Annotated in this window: 22 protein-coding genes and 1 riboswitch; of the genes, 17 read left to right on the top strand and 5 right to left on the bottom strand. The window is 43.7% G+C overall.

Features of this window, described 5'->3' with window-relative positions:
* Positions 1–28 precede the first annotated feature (28 nt).
* Entirely contained in the window at positions 29–907 is an 879-nt protein-coding gene (locus AC1DOV_RS04645) for a LysR family transcriptional regulator (RefSeq protein WP_477549307.1), read from the bottom strand.
* A gap of 116 nt (positions 908–1,023) precedes the next feature.
* Between AC1DOV_RS04645 and aroC the strand changes: the two genes are divergently transcribed.
* Genes aroC through AC1DOV_RS04630 form a run of 3 tightly spaced genes read left to right on the top strand, consistent with a single transcriptional unit; the run spans position 1,024 to position 3,743 of the window.
* Positions 1,024–2,079, top strand: a complete 1,056-nt coding sequence (aroC, locus tag AC1DOV_RS04640; RefSeq protein WP_477511636.1) for a chorismate synthase — start codon at positions 1,024–1,026, stop codon at positions 2,077–2,079.
* 45 nt (positions 2,080–2,124) lie between these two features.
* Positions 2,125–3,093 (top strand): 2-hydroxyacid dehydrogenase, encoded by a 969-nt coding sequence (locus tag AC1DOV_RS04635; RefSeq protein ID WP_477549306.1) that lies wholly within the window; start codon positions 2,125–2,127, stop codon positions 3,091–3,093.
* Positions 3,094–3,128: 35 nt separating this feature from the next.
* A complete protein-coding gene (locus tag AC1DOV_RS04630) occupies positions 3,129–3,743 on the top strand; it encodes an NAD(P)-dependent oxidoreductase (RefSeq protein ID WP_441886311.1) in 615 nt (204 codons plus the stop codon).
* Between the two features lie 71 nt (positions 3,744–3,814).
* Here AC1DOV_RS04630 and AC1DOV_RS04625 read toward each other — a convergent pair whose 3' ends face one another.
* Entirely contained in the window at positions 3,815–5,869 is a 2,055-nt protein-coding gene (locus AC1DOV_RS04625; RefSeq protein ID WP_477549305.1) for a molybdopterin-containing oxidoreductase family protein, read from the bottom strand.
* Between the two features lie 177 nt (positions 5,870–6,046).
* Positions 6,047–6,156: riboswitch (purine riboswitch) on the top strand.
* Positions 6,157–6,229: 73 nt separating this feature from the next.
* On the opposite strand from AC1DOV_RS04625, the gene AC1DOV_RS04620 reads away from it, so the two are divergent.
* Both AC1DOV_RS04620 and AC1DOV_RS04615 read left to right on the top strand, forming a co-directional pair.
* Positions 6,230–7,171 (top strand): EamA family transporter, encoded by a 942-nt coding sequence (locus tag AC1DOV_RS04620; protein WP_441886305.1) that lies wholly within the window; start codon positions 6,230–6,232, stop codon positions 7,169–7,171.
* A 173-nt stretch (positions 7,172–7,344) separates the two neighbouring features.
* Positions 7,345–8,241 (top strand): NAD(P)/FAD-dependent oxidoreductase, encoded by an 897-nt coding sequence (locus AC1DOV_RS04615; RefSeq protein WP_441886302.1) that lies wholly within the window; start codon positions 7,345–7,347, stop codon positions 8,239–8,241.
* Here AC1DOV_RS04615 and AC1DOV_RS04610 read toward each other — a convergent pair.
* A complete protein-coding gene (locus tag AC1DOV_RS04610; RefSeq protein WP_441886299.1) occupies positions 8,234–8,818 on the bottom strand; it encodes an ATP-dependent Clp protease proteolytic subunit in 585 nt (194 codons plus the stop codon). The two genes, AC1DOV_RS04615 and AC1DOV_RS04610, sit on opposite strands and share 8 nt — an antisense overlap.
* Positions 8,819–8,998: 180 nt before the next feature.
* On the opposite strand from AC1DOV_RS04610, the gene AC1DOV_RS04605 reads away from it, so the two are divergent.
* Together AC1DOV_RS04605 and AC1DOV_RS04600 are read left to right on the top strand one after the other, a co-directional pair.
* The gene (locus AC1DOV_RS04605) at positions 8,999–9,733 is read left to right on the top strand and encodes an RNA polymerase sigma factor (RefSeq protein WP_477549304.1); all 735 of its coding nucleotides are present in this window, start codon (positions 8,999–9,001) and stop codon (positions 9,731–9,733) included.
* A gap of 123 nt (positions 9,734–9,856) precedes the next feature.
* The gene (locus AC1DOV_RS04600; RefSeq protein ID WP_441886354.1) at positions 9,857–10,636 is read left to right on the top strand and encodes a Cof-type HAD-IIB family hydrolase; all 780 of its coding nucleotides are present in this window, start codon (positions 9,857–9,859) and stop codon (positions 10,634–10,636) included.
* An 81-nt stretch (positions 10,637–10,717) separates the two neighbouring features.
* Here AC1DOV_RS04600 and AC1DOV_RS04595 read toward each other — a convergent pair whose 3' ends face one another.
* Positions 10,718–11,227, bottom strand: a complete 510-nt coding sequence (locus AC1DOV_RS04595; RefSeq protein ID WP_477549303.1) for a C40 family peptidase — start codon at positions 11,225–11,227, stop codon at positions 10,718–10,720.
* Positions 11,228–11,839: 612 nt separating this feature from the next.
* On the opposite strand from AC1DOV_RS04595, the gene AC1DOV_RS04590 reads away from it, so the two are divergent.
* From AC1DOV_RS04590 to AC1DOV_RS04575, 4 genes are all read left to right on the top strand, one after another.
* Positions 11,840–12,106 (top strand): CD3324 family protein, encoded by a 267-nt coding sequence (locus tag AC1DOV_RS04590; protein ID WP_054024760.1) that lies wholly within the window; start codon positions 11,840–11,842, stop codon positions 12,104–12,106.
* A 200-nt stretch (positions 12,107–12,306) separates the two neighbouring features.
* On the top strand, positions 12,307–12,672 hold the full coding sequence (locus AC1DOV_RS04585; protein ID WP_076265936.1) for a response regulator transcription factor: 366 nt from the start codon (positions 12,307–12,309) through the stop codon (positions 12,670–12,672).
* Positions 12,665–15,505: an ATP-binding protein gene (locus AC1DOV_RS04580; RefSeq protein WP_477549302.1), complete on the top strand. Its 2,841-nt coding sequence runs from the start codon at positions 12,665–12,667 to the stop codon at positions 15,503–15,505. Before AC1DOV_RS04585 ends, AC1DOV_RS04580 begins: the two co-directional genes overlap by 8 nt.
* 18 nt (positions 15,506–15,523) lie before the next feature.
* A complete protein-coding gene (locus AC1DOV_RS04575; protein WP_477549301.1) occupies positions 15,524–17,164 on the top strand; it encodes a diguanylate cyclase in 1,641 nt (546 codons plus the stop codon).
* Between the two features lie 123 nt (positions 17,165–17,287).
* Here the strand turns inward: AC1DOV_RS04575 and AC1DOV_RS04570 are convergent, their stop codons facing one another.
* Positions 17,288–17,578, bottom strand: coding sequence for a hypothetical protein (locus tag AC1DOV_RS04570; protein ID WP_076265938.1), 291 nt, complete (start codon positions 17,576–17,578; stop codon positions 17,288–17,290).
* Between the two features lie 198 nt (positions 17,579–17,776).
* On the opposite strand from AC1DOV_RS04570, the gene rpiA reads away from it, so the two are divergent.
* From rpiA to AC1DOV_RS04540, 6 genes are all read left to right on the top strand, one after another.
* Positions 17,777–18,439, top strand: coding sequence for a ribose-5-phosphate isomerase RpiA (rpiA, locus tag AC1DOV_RS04565; RefSeq protein WP_477549300.1), 663 nt, complete (start codon positions 17,777–17,779; stop codon positions 18,437–18,439).
* An 81-nt stretch (positions 18,440–18,520) separates the two neighbouring features.
* On the top strand, positions 18,521–20,092 hold the full coding sequence (locus AC1DOV_RS04560) for an ABC-F family ATP-binding cassette domain-containing protein (protein ID WP_477549299.1): 1,572 nt from the start codon (positions 18,521–18,523) through the stop codon (positions 20,090–20,092).
* A 203-nt stretch (positions 20,093–20,295) separates the two neighbouring features.
* The gene (locus AC1DOV_RS04555) at positions 20,296–21,435 is read left to right on the top strand and encodes an acyl-CoA dehydrogenase family protein (protein WP_477549298.1); all 1,140 of its coding nucleotides are present in this window, start codon (positions 20,296–20,298) and stop codon (positions 21,433–21,435) included.
* A 13-nt stretch (positions 21,436–21,448) separates the two neighbouring features.
* Positions 21,449–22,621 carry an acetyl-CoA C-acetyltransferase gene (locus AC1DOV_RS04550; RefSeq protein ID WP_477549297.1) on the top strand — a complete coding sequence of 391 codons (1,173 nt, stop codon included), beginning with the start codon at positions 21,449–21,451 and terminating at the stop codon, positions 22,619–22,621.
* 16 nt (positions 22,622–22,637) lie between these two features.
* On the top strand, positions 22,638–23,501 hold the full coding sequence (locus AC1DOV_RS04545) for a 3-hydroxybutyryl-CoA dehydrogenase (protein WP_477549296.1): 864 nt from the start codon (positions 22,638–22,640) through the stop codon (positions 23,499–23,501).
* Between the two features lie 23 nt (positions 23,502–23,524).
* The gene (locus AC1DOV_RS04540) at positions 23,525–24,673 is read left to right on the top strand and encodes an acyl-CoA dehydrogenase family protein (RefSeq protein ID WP_477549295.1); all 1,149 of its coding nucleotides are present in this window, start codon (positions 23,525–23,527) and stop codon (positions 24,671–24,673) included.
* Positions 24,674–24,687: the final 14 nt, after the last annotated feature.

The following is a 24,687-nucleotide window of genomic DNA, read 5'->3' as shown; positions in this document are numbered from 1 at the left end:
CCTCTTGGACGCCGAGAGGCTCTTCTTGTTATTCAAGCAATGCAATAAACCGGTTTGCGATGATGGGAAGAGAAGAATTGCGCCTAGTGGCAAAACCTACAGAACGTAATGGAATGGGTTCAATTGTCTGAAGTCGAAATAGTTTCTTATTCTCAAGTTCTAGATCGATAAAGGATTGTGTAACAAATGCTGCTCCATATCCGCGAATAGCCATTTCAATTAGCATATCCATGCTGGACAGCTCCATATCCGCATCTGGCGTTATGCCTTGTGAAGCAAACCACTGCTCAATAAACAATCTTGTACTGCTCGCTTCAGAGAGCAGCAAGAGCGGCAATTGGGCTAAGGCTTGAGCCGAAAAGGGGGTATCGACTAAATGACGATACGCTTCTCCTACAACAAAGCAGTCCTGAATCTCCGTTAGATGTGAAACGACAAGTTCATGATCAGAGAGGGGCAAGTGAACAAGACCAATATCAATTTGACCATCTAACAATCGATCCCGTATATCCGATGTTTTTCCTTGAGAAAGCCGAATGCGTACATCGGAATGCTCCGCGTGAAACGTATCGAGCAGAGGCAGCAGCAAATGCTTGATTACAGGTCCGCTAGCCCCAATGCGCAGCTCGCCTGCCGTAAGGTTTTTGAGCGCTTGTAATTGGATTTCACCTGCTTGCAGTATCGTAAACGATTTCTCTACATAAGCGAGAACTTCCAATCCTTCCGAAGTAAGCTTTACTCCTTTGGACAATCGATCAAACAACTTCACTTCAAGCTGCGCTTCCAGTTGCTTAATTGCGTAACTGACTGAAGGCTGTGTAATATGCAGCTCTTGTGCTGCTTTTGTCAAATTTCCTAATTTGGCGGTATGGAGAAAAATGCGATACCATTCCATATTCATTAGCATGATATAGTTCCTCTCTATGACAAGATTCGAAAATTTCGATTTCATTTATTTCACATTCAAAATTATAATAGACAAATAACGAATGCGTCAAAGCATTCCATCGGGAGGTAAACATAATGGCAGGAAGCACATATGGGGAAAGCTTTAAAATTACGACATTCGGTGAATCACACGGGGAAGCCGTTGGCGTCATTGTAGATGGCGTAACACCTGGGGTTGAGCTGGATGAGAAATATATTCAAACGCAAATGGATCGAAGAAAACCCGGTCAATCCTCTGTAACTACCCCGCGCAAAGAATATGATGTCATTCGTATTATGTCTGGCATGTTTGAAGGGAAAACAACGGGAACGCCACTTTTCATTATGCTGCATAATACGGATATGAAGCCTGAAGCATATAACGATATACAAAATTCCTTTCGTCCAGGACATGCCGATTATACGTATTTGAAAAAATACGGCTTGCGTGATCACCGCGGAAGCGGGAGGGCGTCGGGAAGAGAAACAGCAGGCCGTGTTGCTGGCGGAGCGGTTGCCCGCAAGCTGTTAGAGAACCGAGGAATAAGTGTTGTTGCTTATACCAAGGAAATAGGCGGTATTAAATGCGAAACGTACGTCGAGGATGAGATTGAAAAAAATGCGGTAAGAGCATGTGATCCAGAAGCAGCGGTTCGTATGATCGAGAAGATCGAGCATTTAGCGACTATTGGAGACAGCTGCGGCGGTATCGTGGAATGCAGAGTAAGAGGTGTTTTACCTGGGATTGGCGAGCCAGTATTTGATAAGCTGGACGCTGAGCTTGCAAAAGCAATGCTATCCATCGGGGCTGTTAAAGGCATTGAGTTTGGGGCAGGTTTTGCAGCAGCAGAGATGCTCGGCAGCGAGCATAATGATGCCATGAGCAAAAACGGGTTTTTAAGCAATAACGCGGGGGGAATTGTCGGCGGCATCAGCACGGGCGAAGAAATTGTTTTTCGTATAGCGGTTAAGCCCACTTCATCCATCTCTTTGCCGCAGCATACGATTGATATCCACGGTCAAGAGAAGATGATCGAGACCATTGGCAGACATGATCCGTGTATCTGTCCACGTATTATTCCCGTTGTAGAAGCGATGGCATGTATCGTTATTGAAGATCTAATCAAGCGCCAAGCAGCAATGAATGGATAAACTGTGCTATGCTTATAAATGACAAATGCTGAGAGGAGATTGCTAATGAAACCAACAGTCTTCATTGATCGACAGATCCCCGCTGAAGTAGAGGCGTTTATAGCAGAGCACTGTATAATAGACAAATGGGAAGAGAAAACGCCCATGACCCGTCAGCAGATGCTTCTGAAGATGGCGAGTGCAAATGGTTTATTAACGGCAGGAGCAAAAATTGATGCTGAATTAATTGACCATGCGCCGCATTTGAAAGTCGTAAGCAGCATAAGCGTCGGCTATAATCATTTTGATGTTGAAGCAATGCGTACAAGAGGGATAATTGGAACGAACACGCCGCATGTCCTGAATGACACTGTAGCGGATCTTGCACTCGCACTCATTCTGGGAACAGCGAGGCGTGTTGCGGAGCTGGATCGATACGTAAAGGATGGCAAGTGGAAGACAGGCGATGGCGTCAAGCTGTTCGGTAAAGATGTCCACCATGCTAAGCTTGGCATCATTGGAATGGGGAGAATTGGTGAGGCGGTTGCCCGTCGCGCCAGGTTCGGGTTTGACATGGATGTCGTTTATTATAATCGCAGCCGTAAGCCAGAAGCGGAAGAGAAGCTGGGCGTTCGTTATTTTGAATTAAATGATCTGCTTGCTTATTCAGATTTTGTTTTATTATTAGCACCTCTGACACCAGACACGGTTAAGCTAATTGGAGCAACTGAGTTTAAATTAATGAAGCCATCATCGATTTTTATTAATATATCGAGAGGGCAAACGGTAGATGAGCAAGCTTTGATTGAAGCTCTCGAGCAGGGTACGATTTCAGCTGCGGGCCTTGATGTATTCGAAAAAGAACCGATTGAAGCGGATCATCCTTTTCTGACGATGGCTAATGTATTAACCTTGCCTCATATCGGCTCTGCCACTTCGGATACAAGGTTTAATATGGCTATGCTTGCAGCTCAAAACCTAGTAAACGCGTTAACGGGACAAGTCCCCCCAAATGTCGTTGACGAGCTGCTTTAACAGGATACACGTTGTTAATAAGAGGGGTACATATCATGACAGCTTCAAAGTTATTACTTCTCGGAGCAACAGGCAAGACCGGTCAATTTATTGCGAGTTATCTTGAAGATAGGAACGTTCCATTTAAGCGATTTGTAAGACTGCCTGAGCAAATGATCGATGAGAGCTATCTTGGAGATGTACGTAATCAGCATGATGTTTTTGAAGCCATAGTTGATGCGAGTGGAGTCATTTGTGCGTTAAATACGGAAGGCAACGGAACACTTGTCAGCGGCATCACAAATTTAATTGCCGCAATGCAGCATTACCGAGTGAAAAGAATCGTAACGATTGGTACAGCGGGCATCTTGCAGAGTGAGCTGCAGCCAGAGCTGCTTAGATACCAATCCAGTGAAAACAGACGTTTAAACCATGATGCAGCCAAAGAGCATGAGCAGGCTTATAGGGCACTCGCTAACACTGATTTGGACTGGACCATCGTCTGTCCCACAAAGCTCGTTCAAGAGGAGCTGCGCGGCGGTTATCGTGTGCGAAAGGAAATCCTGCCCTCTGGAGGTGCATCGATTTCTTTTGCAGATACGGCTGAATTCGCTGTTTCGGAATATTTTAACGGTGCTTATGTGCGAGAACGTGTTGGTATTAGCTACTAATTCATAGGCAAAAAGGTAAAAACACCTGAGTTCCTACTTTTCATAGGGACTCAGGTGTTTTTGGTTATCTATTATTGAGCTGCATCAGCTTTCAAAACTTCAACGCGATTTGAGAAAAATGTAGCACCGCCGCCCATATCTGCGAGCCGCTGCGGCGTCAGTGTATTCACGGCTTGATGACCTTTTTTCTTGTCTTCCCACCATAAGCCTTGCGTGACGAGTACTCCTGGCAGTACATCTTGACCAACGCGCAGCGTCATCTCCAGTTCACCACGATCATTGCGTATCTTAACACGTTCCCCGCTAAGGAGTCCGAGAGCTTCTGCGTCATCCGCATGCATATGAAGGAGAGGCTCCTTCTCAAGCTTTTGCAGCTTTTCTTGGTTGGCGAAGGTCGAGTTAATGAAGCTGTGATTCGGGCCAGTCGTCAACCAAAAAGGATACGTCTCCGGTTCTCTAAGCGGCGTATGATTGGGTATTGGTGGCAAGCCGTTCATAAGCATTTTCTCCGAATAAAGCTCGATTTTACCAGAAGGAGTCGGAATCATCGAGGTATAGGAAGGAAGCTCATTACCGCCAGCCTTCATCCACGTATTAGCTTGCAGCGCCTCAAAAGTAATGCCTTTAAGAAGTGGATTATTTTCGCTATCAAGTGCCTCACTTATCATTTGCTGCTCAGAAATGTCAAATAGATGAGGCTCAAAGTCAAGTTTAAGCGCGAGCTCCTTAAAGAGCGTAAAGTTTGATTTGCATTCACCCATCGGTTCCATAATCGGCTGGTGAAGCTGCAAATACAGATGCCAGTATGAAGTGTATAAATCCAAGTTTTCAAAATGAGAAGTTGCAGGCAATACAATGTCCGAATATTTGCAGGTGTCTGTTAAGAACAAATCATGTGTAATCGTAAATAAGTCTTCACGAGCCAATCCCTCGCGCACTCGGTTCTGGTCAGGCGCTACGACTGCTGGATTGCTGTTATAGACAAACAGCATCTTGACTGAAGGAGCGGCATCTAGAAGAGCATCGCCGAGCTGATTCATGCTGATCGTACGGACATCCGGATCAGGCATTAAATCGGGGCGCTCAATTTTCTCACCATTGAGCCGCGAATACCAGCTGTTGCCTTTCATTGCGCCGCCACCTTGAACATCCCATTGCCCAGTCAATGCAGGCAAGCATGAAATTGTTCGCACGATCATTCCGCCATTATCATGGTGCTGAAGCCCGTTGCCAATGCGGATAAAAGAGGGAGTAGTCGTTCCATACAGCCTGCTAAGCTCCTCGACCTCCGCTGCCGGTACGCCTGTAATAGCTTCCACTCGTTCAGGCGTATATTCAGCTGCTTGCTTCGCGAGATCCTCGTAACCGAGCGTGAACTGCTCGAGAAAAGCTTGATCAGTCAGCCCATCACGGATGATGACATGCATCATGCCGAGAGCGAGCGCTGCATCCGTTCCCGGACGCAAATGAATGAACTGATCCGCCCAAGTAGAGGTGCGATTGCGATGCACATCAATATGAATAACCTTTGCTCCGTTTTTCCGTGCTTCCGTTGCCAACATCGTTTGATGCATATTTGTGGATACGAGATTGCAGCCCCATATAAGAAACAGCTTCGTATGTATCGTTTCTTCGGGATCAATGCCTCTGGAAGCGCCCATCGTATAAGCATAGCCAGTTGAGCCAGCAGCGTTGCAAATTGCGCGGTCCAATTGACTTGCACCGAGTCGATGAAAGAACCGTCGATCCATTCCTTCTGCATTCAAAACACCCATATTGCCATAAAAACTATAAGGCAATATGGCACTCGCTCCATGCTCGGAAATAATCCCTTTCATCCGCGAGGTAATTTCCTCATAAGCCTCTTCCCAAGATATCCGTTCGAATGAATGCTCGCCTTTGGGACCTACGCGGCGAAGAGGGTAGAGCAGTCTTTCAGGATGATACACGCGATCATTTAATTGTCTTACCTTATTGCAAATTGCTCCGCGGGTTACCGGGTGCTCTGCATCACCTGTTACTTTCGTTATTTTGCCTTCCTCGAAGGTGATGCTCAGACCACAAGTATCCGGGCAATCAAAAGGGCAAACCGATTTTACAGTACCATTTATTATTGATTTGCTCATATCTTTCTCACTCCATATAACAGCCATATTCACGTCGTATTATCATAGCATAATCGCATGCAGCATAGGGAGCAAGATGCAAAAAAGTGATGTGCAATTCGCCTATTTTCCGAACTTCCAGTTTATTATCTATTGACAGCACTTTACTTGTCATGTAATATTCAATGTGCTTAAGACGTATTCCACAACTAAATAATTCGTATAACCTCACGGAGTTACAGCTTGAACAGGGTGAGGGTTTCTACGGGAAGCCTTACTTCCCAACTACGAATATGAGATCAATCATCATTGATCCTATATTCGCAGTTGGGATTTTTTTATGCGCAAATTTTCAAATTTTCATGAGGGGGATTCACACAGATGAAGTATATTTTTTCGGTTTTTCTAGGTGCTGCAAGCTATGGCATTTTATCCACTATTGTTGTGCTTGCTTATGGTCGCGGCTATGAGCTTGGTGAAGTTGTAGGCAGTCAATTGTTAACAGGTTTTTTGCTCGCTTGGATACTCACTTTCATTATGAAATGGCGTGAGAAGCGCAGCCAGAGCTCAACTAATCAAAGTAAGGTTAATACATCTATTCGCACGAGCAGCATGACATGGAAACAACGTTTCATTCTAATGGCTGCTGGAACTCCAACCGCTATTACAGGTTTATTGTATTACCAATCTCTTCGCTACATCCCAGCATCGCTTGCGATTATATTGCTCTTTCAGTTCACATGGATTGGTGTATTAATTCAAGCGGTAGGACAGCGGAAACGTCCAAACGGCATTATGTTTTTTACAATTGCTATCTTATTCGGCGGTACTTTGCTTGCAGCAGGCATCATCGAGCAGGGCACAGGTCAGTTCAATATAATGGGAGTTATACTCGGCCTGTTATCTGCAGTTAGTTACTCATTATTTATTCTCTTTAGCGGAAAAGCAGTTCCCTCTGTACATCCTGCATATCGAAGCGCTTGGATGATTACCGGAGGCATGGTACTTGTATTTATTTTATTCCCTCCAACCTTTTTGTTTAATGGACTCATTTTTGGAGATTTGATGCTTTACGGTTTCTTGCTTGGTATGTTCGGTGCGTTTATTCCACCCGTGTTATTTGCAATCGGTGTGCCGCATGTCGGAGAAGGGATGGCAGGGATTTTGGGTGCGTCGGAGCTTCCTGTCGCTGTTTTGCTTTCATCCTTCGTTCTGAATGAACATGTCAGCGCCTTGCAATGGGCTGGTGTCATCGTCGTACTCATAGGGATTGCGCTTCCAGAAGTCATCAAAATGAAGCGAAGAAGATTGAGCGTGCAATAATCACATATATGAAAAAGAAGCCAGCTGCCCTGAATTAGTGCAGCTGGCTTCTTTTGAATTAGAGACTATTCCTAGCCGTATTCTTATTCCTTTGTATAAGTGGAGAGCCAGTTATAAATAATAAATAATCAACTGATGTTGTTTACACTAATCCTATTTCTGGGAGGCATTTGATGATCTATGATTGTGTAATTGTAGGTGGCGGCATTGCAGGTTTACAGGCTGCCATACAATTAGGAAGATATCGTCATCACGTTGCGGTTATCGATTCCGGCAATGGAAGATCTTCGGTATGCAGAAGCTATCATAATTTAATCGGTTTTCCTGATGGCATTAGCGGGGTGGAGCTTCGCCTTGCAGGGAGAAAGCAAGCAGAGCAGCTTGGAGTCACATTCATACAAGCTGAAGTTGTACATGCGGAAAGATTAAATGAGGCTTTTTTTCTAAAAACTTCGGATATGAAAACTTATCTTGGTAAGAAGCTGCTTATTGCGACAGGTGTGAAGGATCGGCTTTCGAATTTGGATATGCTTATTCCATGTTTAGGAACGAGCGTATACGTATGCCCTGACTGCGATGGATACGAAGTACGAGACCAGCCTACGATTGTTCTAGGTGCTGGAAATGCCGGAGCACAAATGGCACTAACACTTACGCATTGGACGGAGGAGCTCATTTATGTAAATCATGAGCTCACACCGATTGAAGAAGAGCTACGACTCAAGCTTGACCAAAAAAGAATCCCCTGTATAGAACAAGCCATTCAAACCGTTCTGATTGAGCGTGAACAATTTATAGGGATAATTCTTGCGGACGGTTCATCTATTTATCGTCAGCGCTGTTTTGTTGCTTTTGGCGGTAATGAGGTTCGTTCCTCCATTGCCAAACAGCTTGGAGTAGAGGTTATGGAGAACAATCATATTGTCGTTGACCCGCGTACCAAGCTTACAAGTGTCGAAGACATTTGGGCCGCTGGAGACGTAACTGCGCATTCTGAAATGTTGACCATAGCAATGGGGGATGGCAGCCAAGCGGCAATATGGATTCATAAGAGCTTATTATCTACATAGAGGTGATGACCTTGTCGATAATTCCATATTCCAATGCCTCTTCCGATGACATATAATAATCACGATCCATATCCTTTTCGATTTTCTCTATAGGCTGTCCTGTTCTTTCTGCACTAATTCGATTCAATTTAGAGCGTATATTCAAAATCCGATTTGCACTTATCGCAATATCACTAGCTTGCCCTTGGACACCGCCATGGGGCTGATGAATCATAATCTCGCTATTAGGCAGCGCAGCACGATGACCCTTCTCGCCAGCAAGCAGAAGTATAGCTGCAAAAGAAGCAGCGAATCCCGTGCAGATAGTGTGTACTGGAGCTTTCACAAATTGCATCGTGTCAAGAATGGCGAATCCGGCAGAAGTGGAGCCGCCTGGGCTGTTAATGTACATCGAGATTTCTTTCTCAGAATCCTCCGCGGTAAGAAATAATAATTGAGCAACGATGCTGTTAGCGACTACATCATCTATTGCAGAGCCCAAAAAAATGATGCGATCCTTCAGCAATCGCGAATAAATATCGTAGGATCTTTCACCGCGGCTGGATTGCTCGACTACATAAGGTACATAATTACTCATCGTATTTTACCTCCAAATGGATGTTGTTTGGTTTCGATTAGTAAACGAATAACAATTAAAAAAAGATACGGGAAAAATTTTTGAAAGAAGCGTATCTTTTGACGCACTTCATTCGTTTACTTCAATAAGGATGTTCTCCTTTTTGAGAAGATGAAGAGAGGTAAATGCCGAGGAGGTATAATGATGAATGAACTGAAATCTTTACCCCATACAGTAGTAAAAAGCACAGAGGCTGACCTTGATCAGCTTCAAAAAACACTTGAGCGATATTGTTTGTTTTTAACAAAATCAAAATGGGATGCAGAGGATTTAGTGCAGGATACATGGATAAAAGGGCTGCGGGCAGCTGTTGATTCAAATCACAATAATCCGGAAGCTTTGTTGCTGCGCATCGCCAAAAATACATGGATTGACCAGCGAAGAAGAAAAAATCAATATCAACTTCTCATCCAGCAAGCGAAGCCATTGGATATAGCAGCTTATTCAAGCAGTCTTGACCATGAAGAAGCGATGTACGCGCTCTTGCAACATCTGTCACCTTTACAACGAACTGTGTTTCTTTTGCGCGATGTGCTTCATTTTTCAATCGAAGAAACTGCCGAGCGGCTAAATACGACGCCTGGTGCAATCAAGGCTGCCCATTACCGCGCGCGTGAAGCCTTGCAAGCAGTCAAGCGGGAACTGAAGGCAGAGGCTGTTATACTACCTGATGATGAGTATTTGCGAAGCTTCTTAAGAGCGATGGCGGTTGCTTATCAGACGGGGGATGTAGCTCTTTTAGTTGAGCTTGCACAACGAGATATTTCTGAAGCGCCAATCCTAGTAGGTATCGCACAGAACAATAAGCGCAAAGCCTCAAGAAGCGGAGCACATGTGTTTGCTGCTAACCCAGTGAATGTGCAAATGGCTGCATAAGCAATAAAGAAAAAAACCGATGCCAGCAGGCGTCGGTTTATTTGCTGTATGCAGCTCCACGCAGAATTTTATGAAATAAGCTATAATAGAGGAATAGAATATGAAGGATTGAGGCAAACAATGATGACTCGCAAGCTTATTTTTTTTGACATTGACGGTACCTTGGTTGATCACGAGAAGAAAATACCGCCATCTACGCACCAAGCGATTGAGCAATTGAAAGCAGCTGGCCATGAACTCGTTATTGCGACGGGAAGAGGGCCCTTTATGCTGAAGCCCATTAGCGAACAATTAAACATAGAATCCTATGTTAGCTTTAATGGCTCTTACGTGGTGTACAATGGAGAAGTTGTGTACAGCCATTCGATTAATCCTGACCGACTTGCAGAGCTTACGCAAATTACTCTAAATAATAATCATCCTTTAGTCTATATGACACCGGAAGGTATGCGCTCCAGTACACATGAAACCGCTTATTTAGAGGATGCCCACGAACCGTTAAAAAAGAAGCTGCCGCCTATGGAACCTGATTATTATGTAGGAAAAGATATTTATCAGTGCCTGCTTTATTGCAAGCAAGAGGATGAGGGCTGCTACAAGGAAAATTTTTCTGAGCTCGGCTTCATTCGTTGGCATTTGTTTGGCAGTGACATTTTACCGCCTGGTGGCTCAAAGGCAAAAGGAATTCATGCTCTTGTTGAACGATCCGGTTTCGACCGTGAAAATATTTATGCATTTGGCGATGGTTTAAACGATCTGGAAATGATGCAATATGTCTATCACAGCGTTGCGATGGGCAATGCACCCGATGAAGTGAAGCAAGCCGCACGTTATGTAACGAAGGATGTAACGGAGGACGGCATTATGTATGGCCTGCGCATGCTTGGTTTATTAAAAGATTAGGGCAGGCACGCCTCGCGGTTCTTCACATGTGTAAAATAAAAAAAGGCAGATCTCTTTAATAGAGATCTGCCTATTATCGTACTATTTAATTACGCGTCTAGCAGTTACATAACGCTTGTCCCATGTGCTGCCTTTGAATTTGGAAATGGTTACGCCTACACCTACTCTGTAAGTGTGAAGGAGTTTATCATTACCGATATATATGCTTACGTGATTGATGATGCCATCACGATTCGTGTCAGAGAAAACAAGATCGCCTGGTTTAAGATTGCTTTTCGAAACATAAGTGCCTGATTTCGCTTGCTGTTTAGAAGACCTAGGCAGACTAATGCCATTTTTCTTAAATACGTACTGCGTGAAAGACGAGCAGTCAAACGCGCTAGTAATACCAGATTTTGCACCAAATTTATAAGGCACGCCCAAATATTTTTTTCCAGTTGCAATGACACTTTTTGCTTTGGACGTACTTGATACCGTTGCTGCATTTGCTTCTTGAGGCGCTATGACAGGCACGCTGGCAATGGCAATAGATAAGCTGATTCCAATACCTGCGATAAGTCTACTAATCTTTTTGTACTTTGTGTTATTCATGATGTTCCTCCTTGAAATTAGGTAGTCTGTGTGTTGAGCTAGGAATACCATAACATAGATTAAATGCCCACTAATTACCTATGAGGAAGCAAACCCTTGCTGCTGCTGAATAAAAACAACTTTATTAAAAAGTGATGATAAAATACTCACTTTTTCTCACTTGACAGCTGTCCATTTGGTAAAGTTCATTTATAAGTGTTTTTACTCTATCGCCAAGCTGGATACAGGATATATACTGATGAAGTCGGGCCGACGAATCTTGAGGAAAGGAGCTGATCGATTTGATTAACAACCTGGAGGTGATCTCCGTTTAACGGAGATCGCTCATTAGAAGGAGACCGCAAGGTCTCCTTTTTACTTTTAAAAATGTTCTAACCATTATTAATGGAATTATTGTTAAACATTTCTTGTCATCTGAAAATGCTTACAATATAATAAGAAAGTGCAACAAGAAAGAAGTTCAAGTGGAGGGAATAACATCCATGGCTTTTATTGCTTGCAACAAAAACTCAGCGTTACCAAAAATCGAAAGGAGGAAGCAAAAAATGTTGATTAACACTACTGCTGCAAACAATTCTAAAAAGATTAGCTTGTTCGAGGAGGACATTTATTGTGAACTACAAAAATGGGAGAGACGTGCTTCCCCCTAGTCTATTGCAAGAGCTGCAAAAATACATTCAAGGTGATTTGATCTATGTGCCTAAGCTTGCGGAGAAACGTGCGCATTGGGGTGAGGTAAGCGGCACACGGAAACTGCTTGCCGAACGAAACAAAGAAATTTACCTGTATTATTCGAATGGTTGGACTGTTGCTGATCTAGAGCGGAAATATCATTTATCGTGCGAAAGCATTCGTAAGATCATTGTTAAATCACGATAATGAAAAAATATTGAAAAAAAGCAGATTGCCGCGAGCATCTGCTTTTTTTGTTGTCATTATTGAGTAAAAAGTAGGATTGACACAACTAAGACAAACCTTTAAGAGGGATTTTTTGTCGAACGTCGAAATGTTAATGGATGTATTTTTGACGATAGATGTCGAATGAACACTAGAACAAATGGCAGTGGAGGATTAAGAAAATGAAAACATTATTAATTGCAGAAGATGAGCCGGTTCTGCGCATGCTTATTATGGATACGCTCGAAGATGAAGGTTATGCGCTCGAAGAAGCGGCTGATGGGGAAGAAGCGTTACAAAAAATTGTGGACACTAACTTTGATTTAATTATTCTAGACTACATGATGCCTAAGATGACAGGTATTGAAGTCATAGAGAAAACAAGGCTGCTGGAGGATCGCAAGCATTCATGCATTCTTATGCTGTCAGCGAAGAGCCAGCAAGCCGAACAAGAGAAAGTGCTGCTCGCTGGCGCCGATGGCTTTATGTCTAAGCCCTTCAGTCCGCTTGAGCTAATCGATAAGGTAGAGGAGATGTTACGTGGGTAAGCTGCGTCTCTTCTATAAGAAAAGAATTACACGACAGTTCGTAGCGATGATGGTACTTGCTTTATCGCTTATTCTTATTGGGGCTGTTGCCGTGCTGACAATCTCGGTTATTATATTAAAAAATTATGAGTCCGAAACGGTTCAAATGAGAGAGAAGCAAGAGCTTGTCGCGCAAATTGCCGATCATTCCAATGATATTATTTTGAGAGCGCGCGGTTACTATGTCTATTTAACAGATTTCGAATATAAGCAGATTTTTTCGGAGAAGAAGCTGCTGGATCAATCTCTAGCAAAAATCAAAACCTATCCGATTAATGCAACGGAACAAGAAGTGATGAACAATATTGAGTCCTTTTTCGTTGATTACTTTGAAAACATTTTGCCGAAAGCGATTGAATATTCAAAAGCTCAAAATTATGAAGCGCTTCGCGTCCTTGTATCCGCAGGTGAGGATAACCCTGTAAATAAACTAATTAGCTACTCACGTGATTTTGAGAAACAAGTACAGCTGCTTGCTGAGCAAAAAAACGATGAATTGTTTCGCAGCCTAACGCTCCAAGCCGTTATATTAATAGGATACATCATTATTATCTTAATTATAGCTTCATTTATTACGAGAAAAGTGGCTAGAGATATTGGCGTGCCGCTCATGAGATTGACGAACCACGCTCGTGAGTTCGCGAATGGTGAATATTCGGAGCCGGAGGATCTCACAAGAGAAGATGAGCTTGGAGAGCTGGCACGAACCTTTAAGAAAATGATGACGCAAATCCAAAGTAAAGAAGAGGAGCTTCTCGCTCAAAACGAAGAACTTATTGCGCAGCAGGATGAGCTGCAGGCACAGCAAGAGGAACTGCAGATTGCCGTAGGTGTTATGGAGCAAAATGAGAAATATTTGGAGAAGCGCAACCAGCTAGTACAATCCCTCTCTAATACCCTCGATAAACAAGAGCTGCTGCAAAGCATCATTTCTAATATAGTCGCTATTACCGATTCCGATAAAGGCTTAATTGTGATGATGAATAGAGAGCATGATTGCGCATCCGTAGGGATTTCCAATGCTTCAGCCAAACAGTTTATTGAGCAAATGGAAGATGGCATCGTATTACGTGCCTCACAGACCAAACAAGCATACAGCATAATTCGAGAATGTTCACTTGGCGAACAGGGATATCACGATTCTGCTATGAAGGCTACCGATTTAATCTTGCCCATTTTGAATGCATCAGAAGAAATGGTTGCCTGCCTAGTCATTACGAAGGTCAATCGTACGATTACGAAGCAAGAGGAAGAAGAGATCGTTGGCATGATGACACAAGTATCATTAGCCTTCGATAAACTACATTTGTACGAACTGTCGGAGAAGCAGCGATTGATGACTGGAGATATACTGAACACCATTCAAGAAGGCATTCAATTGCTAGATCTAGATGGCAGCACGCTTCAAATTAATCACAAAATGGCTGAGATATTCGGGTTTTTCAATCATGAAAAAGGGACAATCAATATGCCTTATGAGCAATTCAAAGGTTTTGTCCAATCCTCTGTTGTTGAATCTGAACCGTTAATTCAATTTATGACTGGGCTTATCTCAAATGGACATTATAATGGCTTGCGCAGCATGAACTATGAAATTACAGAACCAGATAGAAAATTCATTCAAATTTATTGCGAGCCCTTGTACCGCAATGGTCAACAATTCGGGTTATTGCTCGTTCACCGTGACATAACGAAGGAGTACGAGGTTGACCGGATGAAATCTGAGTTTGTAAGTACAGTTAGTCATGAGCTGCGGACGCCGCTTGCAAGTGTGCTTGGATTCGCAGAGCTGCTGCTTCACCGGGAACTGAAGCCGGAGCGCCAGCGGAAGTATGTATCGACGATTTATCAAGAAGCTAGAAGATTAACGACGTTAATTAATGACTTTTTAGATTTGCAACGAATGGAATCAGGCAAACAAACATATGAAATGAAAAGTACATCATTAACGCCATTAATTAAAGAAGCAATCGACATGCAGCAAATGTCTGCCAGCATCCATCAAATCACATGGCAAAATGATGCACAAGAAGCAATTGTAATTGCAGATAAAGATAAAATGCTTCAGGTATTCATTAATTTATTGAGCAACGCAATTAAATACTCGCCAAATGGCGGGCAAATCACTTTGTTTAGCAGCATTAACAAAGATATGATCGTCATTCGCTTAGAAGATGAGGGACTTGGCATACCAAAGGATGCACTGCCTAATCTCTTCAACAAGTTTTATCGTGTCGATAATTCTGATCGAAGAGAAATTGGCGGGACTGGCTTAGGCTTGGCAATCGTAAAAGAGATTGTTACAAGACATGATGGCAAAATAGAAGTTTTTTCCGAGTTCGGACATGGAAGTACCTTTATCGTGACGCTTCCACTGGCTAAGCAGCAAGAACGAATACAAAACGATGAGTTGAAGGAAAATACTTCTTCTGAGACGTCCATTCAAGTGATGCTGATTGAAAACGACCTTAATTTGTCCACTTTACTCCGAGATGAATTGAGGTCTAGTGGATTTCATGTTCACCTGTTCACAGAAGGTGGATTGGCTATTAATGCAATTGAACAGCTCAAACCGGATATCGTGGTCATCGATCTGATGCTGGAATCAGGAATTACCGGCTGGGATATTATTAGCAAAATCAAGAAATCCGATGTATTGCTAAATACGCCAATCATCATTTCGAGCGCCTTCGAAGAGAAAGAAAAAGCTGCACAATGGGGAATTAATGAATTCCTTGTGAAACCCTATTTACCTGGCAGACTAAGTGCAGCAATCTCTCGTTTGCTGCGATAATTGGGGGAGCCCATTTTCATGAAGACGGAAAAATATAAACAACTGATTCAACAGCGAATTACACAGACGATCGATGATTGGTCCAATCAAACAGCAGTTGAGGAACAAGATATTCATCGATTTTTCCATAATCTTAAAGGGACAAGCGGTACGATTGGGCTGCGTGAGGTTGAAAAGTTTTCGGAATCCAAAGAACAATTGTTTTCTGAAAAAAGCAAAAAAACGTACATACGCGAGGAGTGGTCAGAGCATTTGCTGCCACTAACGGCCATGTTTCCTCAAGTACTGCAGCTGCTAGACGGACTCGACAATGCAAATGAGGGTCAGGCCGATTCCCTTGATGATCATTCAAAGCATCACAATCGTGTACTTGTCATTGATGATGATGTTGAATTTGTAACCTATGTCAAAGAAGTTTTAGAGAAAAATGATTATCCAGTAAGCATTGCTCTGAATGCCGAGCGCGGTTTAAAGCTGTTCTACGAATGGAAGCCTAATCTCATCCTTCTTGATATCGTGTTGCCCGATCGAAGCGGCATGTATGTTCTTAATCAAATCGTTGATAAGGCGAAGCAGCAGCATATTCCGATTATAATGGTCAGCGGGAATGTATCCGTCGAAAATCAAGTTAACGCCTATCGATCCGGTGCGATGGACTTTCTTGCCAAGCCGTTTGATGTTGAGCTGCTTAAGGCTCTCATCGACAATCGATTTGCGATGAAGATGGACTGGGAACGCTCGATCATTATTGATGAGTTAACAGGCGCTTACAATCGCAAGCATTTCAATCAAATGATGCGGCAGCATATCGACAGCTTTAAGCGCTCAAACGATATTTTCTCACTCGTTATGATTGATTTGGATTACTTCAAACTTGTAAATGATACCTATGGTCATCTTCAAGGGGATGAGGTGCTTCAAGCCTTTGTGGCAACTACACAACATGCGATCAGGCCAAGAGACATTTTATGCCGATATGGCGGGGAAGAATTTGTTCTTATTTTACCGAATACGGATGCAGTTCAAGCCGCTTACCTTATGGAGCGTCTTCGCACTAAATTTAATGCTATTAAATTTCAAACGAGTGATTCTAACTTTCAAGTCACATTTTCATCAGGAATCACAGAAATAACGGAACTTAATAGCCATTCTGCTACCCTGGTAGATGAAGCGGATCAAGCTTTATACAGTGGGAAACGCGGAGGACGAAACCAAACGGTTGTTTATTCCAAGGCATTAAACCATTCCAAAAACGAATCGATTTTAAACATCATTGTCGTTGATGATGATCCATTAATCCGAGAGATTATCATCAATCGATTTTTTAACTGGAAGCCTACGAATCATACGAAGGTAAAAGCAGAAGGTTATGCAGACGGTAGAACGTTCTTATCCTCCAACTGGTACAAAGAGAGTGAAAAGTTTATTATCCTGCTCGATGGCTCTATGCCTGATTTGGACGGATTAGAGGTATTAAAGGAGCTGCGCCTCAATTATCCTGAACAACAGCTGTTGATCGTCATGCTGACCGCTCGCAATAATACTTCTGATATCGTCAATGCACTTCAAATTGGTGCAGATGATTACGTCGTAAAGCCATTTCATATGCAGGAGCTTGTGCTGCGAATCGAACGATTGGCTAGTCGAATCGTTAACTAGATTAAGGAATAGCACAAAAAATCGCACTTCGATAAGAAGCGCGATTTTTTTTATAGGGCATCCTATGATTACAGACTTGCATTCCCTATTAGGGAATAGTATGTTTAGAAAAATTAAACCGAATCAGCGATGTACGGCTTCCGGTAATTCTACAACGGTTTGGGGATACTTATAATCGTTCTGATAACAGTTCGTGTCTGAATCATAAGTAGACTGTGAAAGCTTGTGAGAGATCGCGAATATGGGAAGTTTCGGGTTGACGTGCAGGGAAGAATCATAAAAAGAGCATCGTTCAAAATTAAAGTCCAGCGTAGTGATAATGATGACGCAGTTCGAAAAGGTACACCCGATAAAGCTAAATCCGTCAAAAGCAATCGTTTCATTCGTAAAATGTTCATTCGAAATTGTGTGCATAATCAGCGCTCCTATTCTGTGGTGGGACAACCTAATTGCTAGTCTACCAGATTCGTGATGTGATGTTTGTCGGTTGATGCATGTGAAAATTAATAATTAACGACATAAATAGCGTTCATTTGAGATGACTCTCCATTAATATAGTGAGTACAATATTTTTTTACAAAATACGATTGATTAAGTGAAGGAGCTGTATAAATGGACTCAAAAAAATTAGCCGCCGAAAAAGCTGTCGAGTTTCTTAAGGACGGAATGGTCGTGGGATTAGGAACAGGATCAACCGCTTATTGGGCGATTCAAAGAATCGGCCAAAAAGTAAAGGAGGGCCTATCGATTAAGGCGATTGCTACGTCGAGAGCTTCTGAAGAGCTTGCGATAGAGCTTGGCATAACGATGCTTCCATTCGCAGAGATTGAGCAAATTGATGTGACAATTGACGGCGCAGATGAAGTAAATAACGAATGGAACTTAATCAAAGGCGGAGGAGGCGCGCTGCTCCGAGAGAAAATCGTAGCTGCCGCCAGCAAGCAGCTAATTATCATCGTAGATGAAAGCAAGCATGTCGCGCAATTGGGACGTTTCCCGCTCCCGGTAGAAATCGTTCCGTTTGGTTACGAAATAACAATAAAAAAACTGCGTAATCTAGGCGCTGAGACAAGTGTTAGAACAAAAGAAAATCAAATGTTTGTAACGGATAATGGCAACTATATTGTAGATTGTCAGTTTGGTATCATTTCACAAGCAGAACAGCTGGAACATACATTAAATCTCATCCCTGGTGTCGTCGATAACGGATTGTTTATCGGTATGGCAACTAAGGTCATCGTAGGTTATACCAATGGTACAGTGAAGCTGTTGTAAAGCTGTCTAATAGATGTATGCTGCACTTAGCTTGACACATCACCCGAAAGTGGTTTACAACCATATACAGAGGTGAGCGACATGAGCGTCATTCGGTTGGAGAACGTAACGAAAAAGTATGAAGATACACTTATTTTTCGAGATATTTATTTTCGGATAAGCAAAGGGGAACGAATTGGTCTTATTGGCCGTAACGGCGCAGGAAAATCGACCGTATTTAAACTTATTTTAGGCAGAGAAGAGCCTACAGCAGGGAAGGTAGAGGTTGATCCGAAGGTCAAGGTGAGCTACTTCTCACAGTTCTCAGAGCTGAGCGGCAATCGTTCCGTCAAACAAGAGCTGGAGCTTTGTTATGAGCATATTTGGAGCATCGAACGCGAGCTTGGGGAAATCGGAGAAAAACTTGGTATTACCGTTGATGCTGATGAAATGGATCAGCTGCTGAATCGTCAAGCAGATCTCTTCGAGCAGATGGAGCATCAAAATGGCTGGAATGCTGCTGTAGAGATCGATACCGTACTCACTAAGCTTGGATTTGATGAGCAATCGCGTCAACAGCCTATCGATCAATTGTCAGGCGGCTGGCGCAACCGCGCCGCACTAGCCAAAATGTTAATTGAGCTGCCAGACGTCGTACTTCTGGACGAGCCGACGAACTTTCTAGACCTCGACGGTCTTGCTTTGCTGGAGCAATGGTTAAATCGCTTTAGCGGTACAATGATTTTGGTATCTCATGATCGGCAGTTTATTGACCGGGTAGTGACTCGTACCATTGAGATTGAGAATTATCATTTTCAAGAATACGAAGGCAATTATACCGATTATATTCGGAAGAAGAAGCTTCGCAAAAAAGAACTTGATCGGCAGTTCGAATGGGAAGAGGAGCTTCTGCTTATGGAAGCTGAGGAAATCGACAACCGTTCGAGCAGGAAGTCTTCCAAAGATCGTCTGTCGCGTAAGCTGGCTGATATGAAGAAAAGAGTAGAGCCGCATCCTGTAAACGTTCTGATTACTGATATTTATGAAAATTTGCGTTTTCCAGACAACTTATGCACTGTCGATGCAATAAGCAAAAACTATGCTGAGCGTGTTATCTTTCAAGATGTCAGCTTTGATATCCAAAAGGAAGACCGGATTGCTATTATCGGTTCAAATGGCAGCGGAAAATCCACTTTAATTAAAGTGCTAACAGGACAAGAACCGGCTGATTCAGGTTCCGTGCAGTTTAGCAAAGGCGTAAGCTACGCCTATTTCAATCGCATGTGGGACGAGCTCGATCAGAAGGATACAGTAAGCCATGCAGTGAACATCTATGGCCTTGGACTTAATGCCCCTCGCAAGAAAGTGAATAAATTTCTTTCTATGCTGCAGTTCTCGGAAGCAGACCTTCAAAAAGTGATCGGAAGCTTATCCGGCGGTCAACAGGCACGTGTGGCTCTCGCAAAATGTTTGCTGTCTGGCGCCGAACTCATCATATTGGATGAGCCTACCAATCATCTGGATTTGACCAGCATACAGGTGATGGAGCAGGCGTTAATTCATTTCCCTGGAGCAGTACTCACCGTAAGCCATGATCGTTTTTTCATTGATAAAATCGCTACAAAGCTGCTGACCTTCGAACCGGGTGGAGTAATTACTCAACAAAGTGTATAGCTCACAGCAAAACATAGTATAAGCCAACCTAATGGGGTTGGCTTTTTTTTGTTTATCCGAGCTCAAATAATAAAGATAAGCTGCATATATGGAGGGAGATCGAAGTCATTTTTCAGCGGTCTGTCTTCATATACTACGATACGTGCGGATACCGTCGAACATTGTCCACTAACCATGCCTCGTCTAAGAAGGAGTGGAGTGAGATGCAATTTTCTATATCCGATGAGCTGGAAATGACTCGCGCAGTGTTAAGGGAATTTGCAGAAAGCGAGGTTGCAACTAAAGCAGTCGAACGTGATGAGAAGGAGCAGTTTGATCGATCGTTATTTGACCAGTTGTCTAAGCTTGGCATAACTGGCATACCTATTGATGACTTAAATGGCGGTGCTGGCAGCGATTGGATGACTTTCATTATTGTAATAGAAGAACTGGCTCGTGTCTGCGCTTCTACAGCTGCTCAGCTTGCCGCCCATACGGTTTATGCTGCTATGCCGATTTTCACTTTTGGCGGCGACGCTTTAAAAGCTTTGTATCTTAAGGACCTCGCAAAAGGTGTAAAGCTGGGTGGATGCGCTCTGCCATCGACAGTAGTGGGGAACGAGGGATTGAGCAGCAGCATTTCAGCACGTCGACGAGGAGATCACTGGGAGCTATGTGGCGAGCATAAATGTGTCATTCATGGAGATATTGCGGATTATTGCATTGTTATTGCAAAGACGGAGTTAAAACGAAAGAAATCGACATGTACAGCTTTTTTAATAGAAACGAGTACAGCTGGATGGCAAATTGGGCAGCGAGTACGAACGATGGGATTGCGTTCTTTCCACATTTCAAATATGAAGCTGGATAAATATGAGTTATCTAAGACAAACAAAATCGGAAAAGATGGTCAAGGATTTGAAATCATTTTGAATTCCATCGATATCGGTCATTTGAGTGCAGCTGCGCAATCCATTGGCATTGCACAAGGAACTTTTGAAGCTGCAGCTGCCTATGCCAAGGAGCGCAAGCAATTCGGTCATTTAATTGGAAAGCAGCAAGGCATCTCTTTCAAGCTTGCAGATATGGCAACTCAGCTGGAAGCAGCCAGGCTTCTCGCTTATCAAGCGGCGTGGCGCAAGGATGAAGGCTTAAGCTTTGCAAAGGAAGCCGCCATCGCGCGTAAGTTCGCGGCAGAAATGGCTGTTGCCGTTGCGATTGAGGCTGTACAAATATTTGGCGGTTATGGCTATATGCAAGAATATCGGATGGAACGTTTTTTAAGGGATGCAAAATGTGTGGAAACGGGGCTTGGAACAGGCGGGATGGAAGTGGATTGCATCCATCGGATGCTGAAGGAGTAGGAGGTATATCACCATGCGCAAGACCGTTATTATAGGAGGGAAACGAACAGCATTCGGAAAGCTAGGCGGCATGTTCAAAAATGAGAAAGCAGTTGAGCTGGGCGCTGCCGTCATTAAAGGAGCCATGCAGCAAACGGGAATACACGCAAGTCAAGCTGATGCCGTCATGATGGGAATGGTGCTTCAAGCCGGCTGCGGCCAAAATCCAGCTCGACAAGCTGCCATTCTTGCCGGAATCGATTGGAGCGTCCCAGCGGAAACGATTAACAAAGTTTGTGCTTCAGGCTTGCGAGCCATCTCTATGGCAGATCAGATCATACGTGCAGGAGATGCAAACATAATATTAGCTGGCGGAATGGAGAGCATGAGTCAGGCGCCATTTGCTGTTCGAACGGCTAGATGGGGAAACAAGCTGGGAAATGCCGAACTGACGGATTTATTGATTCACGATGGTCTACTTTGTCCTTTCGAAGATGTACTGATGGCTGTTTATGGCAACAAAATTGCAACAGATCATCATATTAGTCGGACGGAACAAGATGAATGGGCATTAAGAAGTCATGACCGAGCGAGCTCAGCTGCAAATCTGCGATTATTTGAGGATGAAGTTCAGCCTTACTACACTTCTGCAAACGCTATTTTGGCCATTGACGAAGGACCACGTTTTAATACGGATTTGTCGAAGCTTGCGCTGCTAAAACCGATTCATGGTCCGAGCGGTACAATTACGGCTGGGAATGCTCCGAGTGTGAATGACGGCGCCGCCGCTATGCTCCTCATGTCGGAGGAAGAAGCGGTACGAGGCGGACACAAGCCGCTTGCCAAAATTATCGGATATAGCACCATTGGTGCGAGTGCTCCTAATTTAGCTGCTGCTCCAGCGCTTGCAATCCAAAAGCTATTGCGAAAAACGGGCATTCCTTTAAAAAACATTGATTTATTTGAGGTGAACGAGGCGTTTGCCTCTGTCATTCTCAGCTGCGGGAAAATAGTAGGCTGGGATGAGGAGAAGGTTAATGTGAATGGCGGTGCGATCGCGCTTGGCCATCCAATCGGTGCAAGCGGCGCAAGAATTTTACTCACTTTAATTTATGAATTGAAGCGCCGCGGCGGCGGTTTAGGCATTGCTGCCATCTGCAGCGGCGGAGCCCAGGGTGATGCCATGCTCATTCAGGTGGAGGGCTAAGGCAAAGGAGGTGCTCATGATTATCCAAACCGTTACCGTAATTGGAGCTGGACAAATGGGCAGCGGAATTGCACAGACGTTAGCGCAAAATGGATTGCAGGTAACCCTTTACGATATTGAGCAAGCTGCCGTGGCAAGGGGGATTGCCACAATTAATACTTCCCTGACTCGACTTGCCGCCAAAGGAAATATTAGCGAGGCTGATCGAACTCAGACCATAAAATCCATCCTAACTTCGACAGACTTAATGTGCTCCTATCGCTCTGATCTAATGATTGAAGCTGCGCCAGAGAATATGACGATGAAAAAAGAGATTTTTGAAAAGCTTGATCAAATTTGTCAACCAAATACCATTTTGGCTACCAATACATCCTCGTTATCAATTACAGAAATAGCTTCAGCAACAAAAAGAGCTTCACGTGTAATCGGCATGCATTTCATGAACCCCGTACCTATTATGCCATTAGTCGAAATTATTAAAGGGCTTGAGACTTCGAGCGATACATTTGAAAAAATAAAAGCATTGACGCTCACAATCAAAAAAAAGCCGATTGAGGTTCAAGATTTCCCCGGCTTTGTCTCCAATCGAATTCTGATGCCTATGATAAATGAAGCGATTTACACGGTGTATGAGGGGGTCGCTGAGCCGGAAGCTGTAGACCAAGTGATGAGGCTTGGCATGAACCATCCAATGGGTCCGCTTACGCTTGCCGACTTTATTGGACTCGATACTTGCTTAGCAATCATGGAGACACTGCAGGCTGGATTCGGCGATTCAAAGTATAGACCATGCCCGCTGCTGCGCAAATATGTGCAGGCTGGCTGGCTAGGCAGGAAAGCTGGACGCGGCTTTTATGTGTACTCAAATGAGAAGGGATAGGTACATCCGAAGGGAGACGGGCGATGGAACTCCGACTTTCAAAGGAACAAATAGAGCTGCAACAAGCGATACGACATTTTGCAGAGACAGAAGTAGCCAGCGCTGTGCCACTCATGGAGCAACATGATCAATTTCCCAGCCTTCTCATTGAAAAACTATCACAAGCAGGCTTTATGGGCATTCCAATTCCTAAGCAATGGGGAGGAGCAGGCTGCGATTTCATTTCCTATATTGCTGCGGTTAACGAAATATCAAAGATAAGCGCAGCGCTTGGTGTCATCTTATCCGTTCATACTTCGGTTTGCACTTTGCCGATCCTGCATTATGGTACGCCAGCTCAAATATCAAGCTATGTTCCCGAGCTTGCTTCGGGTGAGCGCTTAGGTGCTTTCGCGTTAACAGAGCCTCATGCGGGTTCGGACGCCTCCTCTATTCGAACAACAGCTGTATTAGACGGAGAATATTATGTTTTGAACGGATCAAAGGTATTTATCACAAATGCCGGCGCGGCCAATGTTTATGTTGCATTTGCAGTGACTGATGCAAGCAAAGGGGCATACGGCATTACCGCTTTTATTATTGAAAGTGAAACAAAAGGGCTAACGATCGGAAGAAAAGAAAAAAAATTAGGTTTGCACGGATCGAATACTTGTGAGCTTATATTTGATCAATTAAGGATACCCGTTTCCCAGAGACTTGGCGAAGAAGGCAAAGGCTTTACCATAGCCAAAGGCTCCCTTGATGGCGGACGTATCGGAATCAGCGCCCAAGCGCTTGGAATTGCGCAAGCTGCACTAAACATTCTAAATGACCGCTTCCAACCGAAGGCTGCATTGTTGTTAAAGCCAGATCAGAAGGCAATGCATCAGCAAGTTAAACTCGCTGGCATAACAGCTAAAGTAGAGGCAGCTAGATTGCTCGTTTATCGCGCGGCGTATTTGCATCAAGAAGGTTTGCCTTGTACGAAGGAAGCATCCATGGCCAAAATGTTCGCATCTGATACAGCAGTTGCAGTGACAAGCCAGGCTATGCAAATGCTCGGATCAGACAGCTGCCTGCAAGGATCAACGATAGAACGACTGTTCCGAGATGCGAAAGCCACTCAAATTTACGAGGGAACGAACGAAATTCACCGAATCGTAATCAGCGGCAAAATACTCAAATCATTATGATTTTTAAAAAGGCG

It is taken from the genome of Paenibacillus sp. 01T47 (assembly GCF_056398245.1).
The sequence above is the reverse complement of the archived record's forward strand: the minus strand, read 5'-3'. Positions and strand labels throughout refer to the sequence as shown.

Excerpts from the sequence above, each read along its gene's own strand:
- AC1DOV_RS04645 (WP_477549307.1), bottom strand. The coding sequence starts at position 907 with ATGCTAATGAATATGGAATGGTATCGCATTTTTCTCCATACCGCCAAA.
- aroC (WP_477511636.1), top strand. The coding sequence starts at position 1,024 with ATGGCAGGAAGCACATATGGGGAAAGCTTTAAAATTACGACATTCGGT.
- AC1DOV_RS04635 (WP_477549306.1), top strand. The coding sequence starts at position 2,125 with ATGAAACCAACAGTCTTCATTGATCGACAGATCCCCGCTGAAGTAGAG.
- AC1DOV_RS04630 (WP_441886311.1), top strand. The coding sequence starts at position 3,129 with ATGACAGCTTCAAAGTTATTACTTCTCGGAGCAACAGGCAAGACCGGT.
- AC1DOV_RS04625 (WP_477549305.1), bottom strand. The coding sequence starts at position 5,869 with ATGAGCAAATCAATAATAAATGGTACTGTAAAATCGGTTTGCCCTTTT.
- AC1DOV_RS04620 (WP_441886305.1), top strand. The coding sequence starts at position 6,230 with ATGAAGTATATTTTTTCGGTTTTTCTAGGTGCTGCAAGCTATGGCATT.
- AC1DOV_RS04615 (WP_441886302.1), top strand. The coding sequence starts at position 7,345 with ATGATCTATGATTGTGTAATTGTAGGTGGCGGCATTGCAGGTTTACAG.
- AC1DOV_RS04610 (WP_441886299.1), bottom strand. The coding sequence starts at position 8,818 with ATGAGTAATTATGTACCTTATGTAGTCGAGCAATCCAGCCGCGGTGAA.
- AC1DOV_RS04605 (WP_477549304.1), top strand. The coding sequence starts at position 8,999 with ATGATGAATGAACTGAAATCTTTACCCCATACAGTAGTAAAAAGCACA.
- AC1DOV_RS04600 (WP_441886354.1), top strand. The coding sequence starts at position 9,857 with ATGACTCGCAAGCTTATTTTTTTTGACATTGACGGTACCTTGGTTGAT.
- AC1DOV_RS04595 (WP_477549303.1), bottom strand. The coding sequence starts at position 11,227 with ATGAATAACACAAAGTACAAAAAGATTAGTAGACTTATCGCAGGTATT.
- AC1DOV_RS04585 (WP_076265936.1), top strand. The coding sequence starts at position 12,307 with ATGAAAACATTATTAATTGCAGAAGATGAGCCGGTTCTGCGCATGCTT.
- AC1DOV_RS04575 (WP_477549301.1), top strand. The coding sequence starts at position 15,524 with ATGAAGACGGAAAAATATAAACAACTGATTCAACAGCGAATTACACAG.
- AC1DOV_RS04570 (WP_076265938.1), bottom strand. The coding sequence starts at position 17,578 with ATGCACACAATTTCGAATGAACATTTTACGAATGAAACGATTGCTTTT.
- rpiA (WP_477549300.1), top strand. The coding sequence starts at position 17,777 with ATGGACTCAAAAAAATTAGCCGCCGAAAAAGCTGTCGAGTTTCTTAAG.
- AC1DOV_RS04560 (WP_477549299.1), top strand. The coding sequence starts at position 18,521 with ATGAGCGTCATTCGGTTGGAGAACGTAACGAAAAAGTATGAAGATACA.
- AC1DOV_RS04555 (WP_477549298.1), top strand. The coding sequence starts at position 20,296 with ATGCAATTTTCTATATCCGATGAGCTGGAAATGACTCGCGCAGTGTTA.
- AC1DOV_RS04550 (WP_477549297.1), top strand. The coding sequence starts at position 21,449 with ATGCGCAAGACCGTTATTATAGGAGGGAAACGAACAGCATTCGGAAAG.
- AC1DOV_RS04545 (WP_477549296.1), top strand. The coding sequence starts at position 22,638 with ATGATTATCCAAACCGTTACCGTAATTGGAGCTGGACAAATGGGCAGC.
- AC1DOV_RS04540 (WP_477549295.1), top strand. The coding sequence starts at position 23,525 with ATGGAACTCCGACTTTCAAAGGAACAAATAGAGCTGCAACAAGCGATA.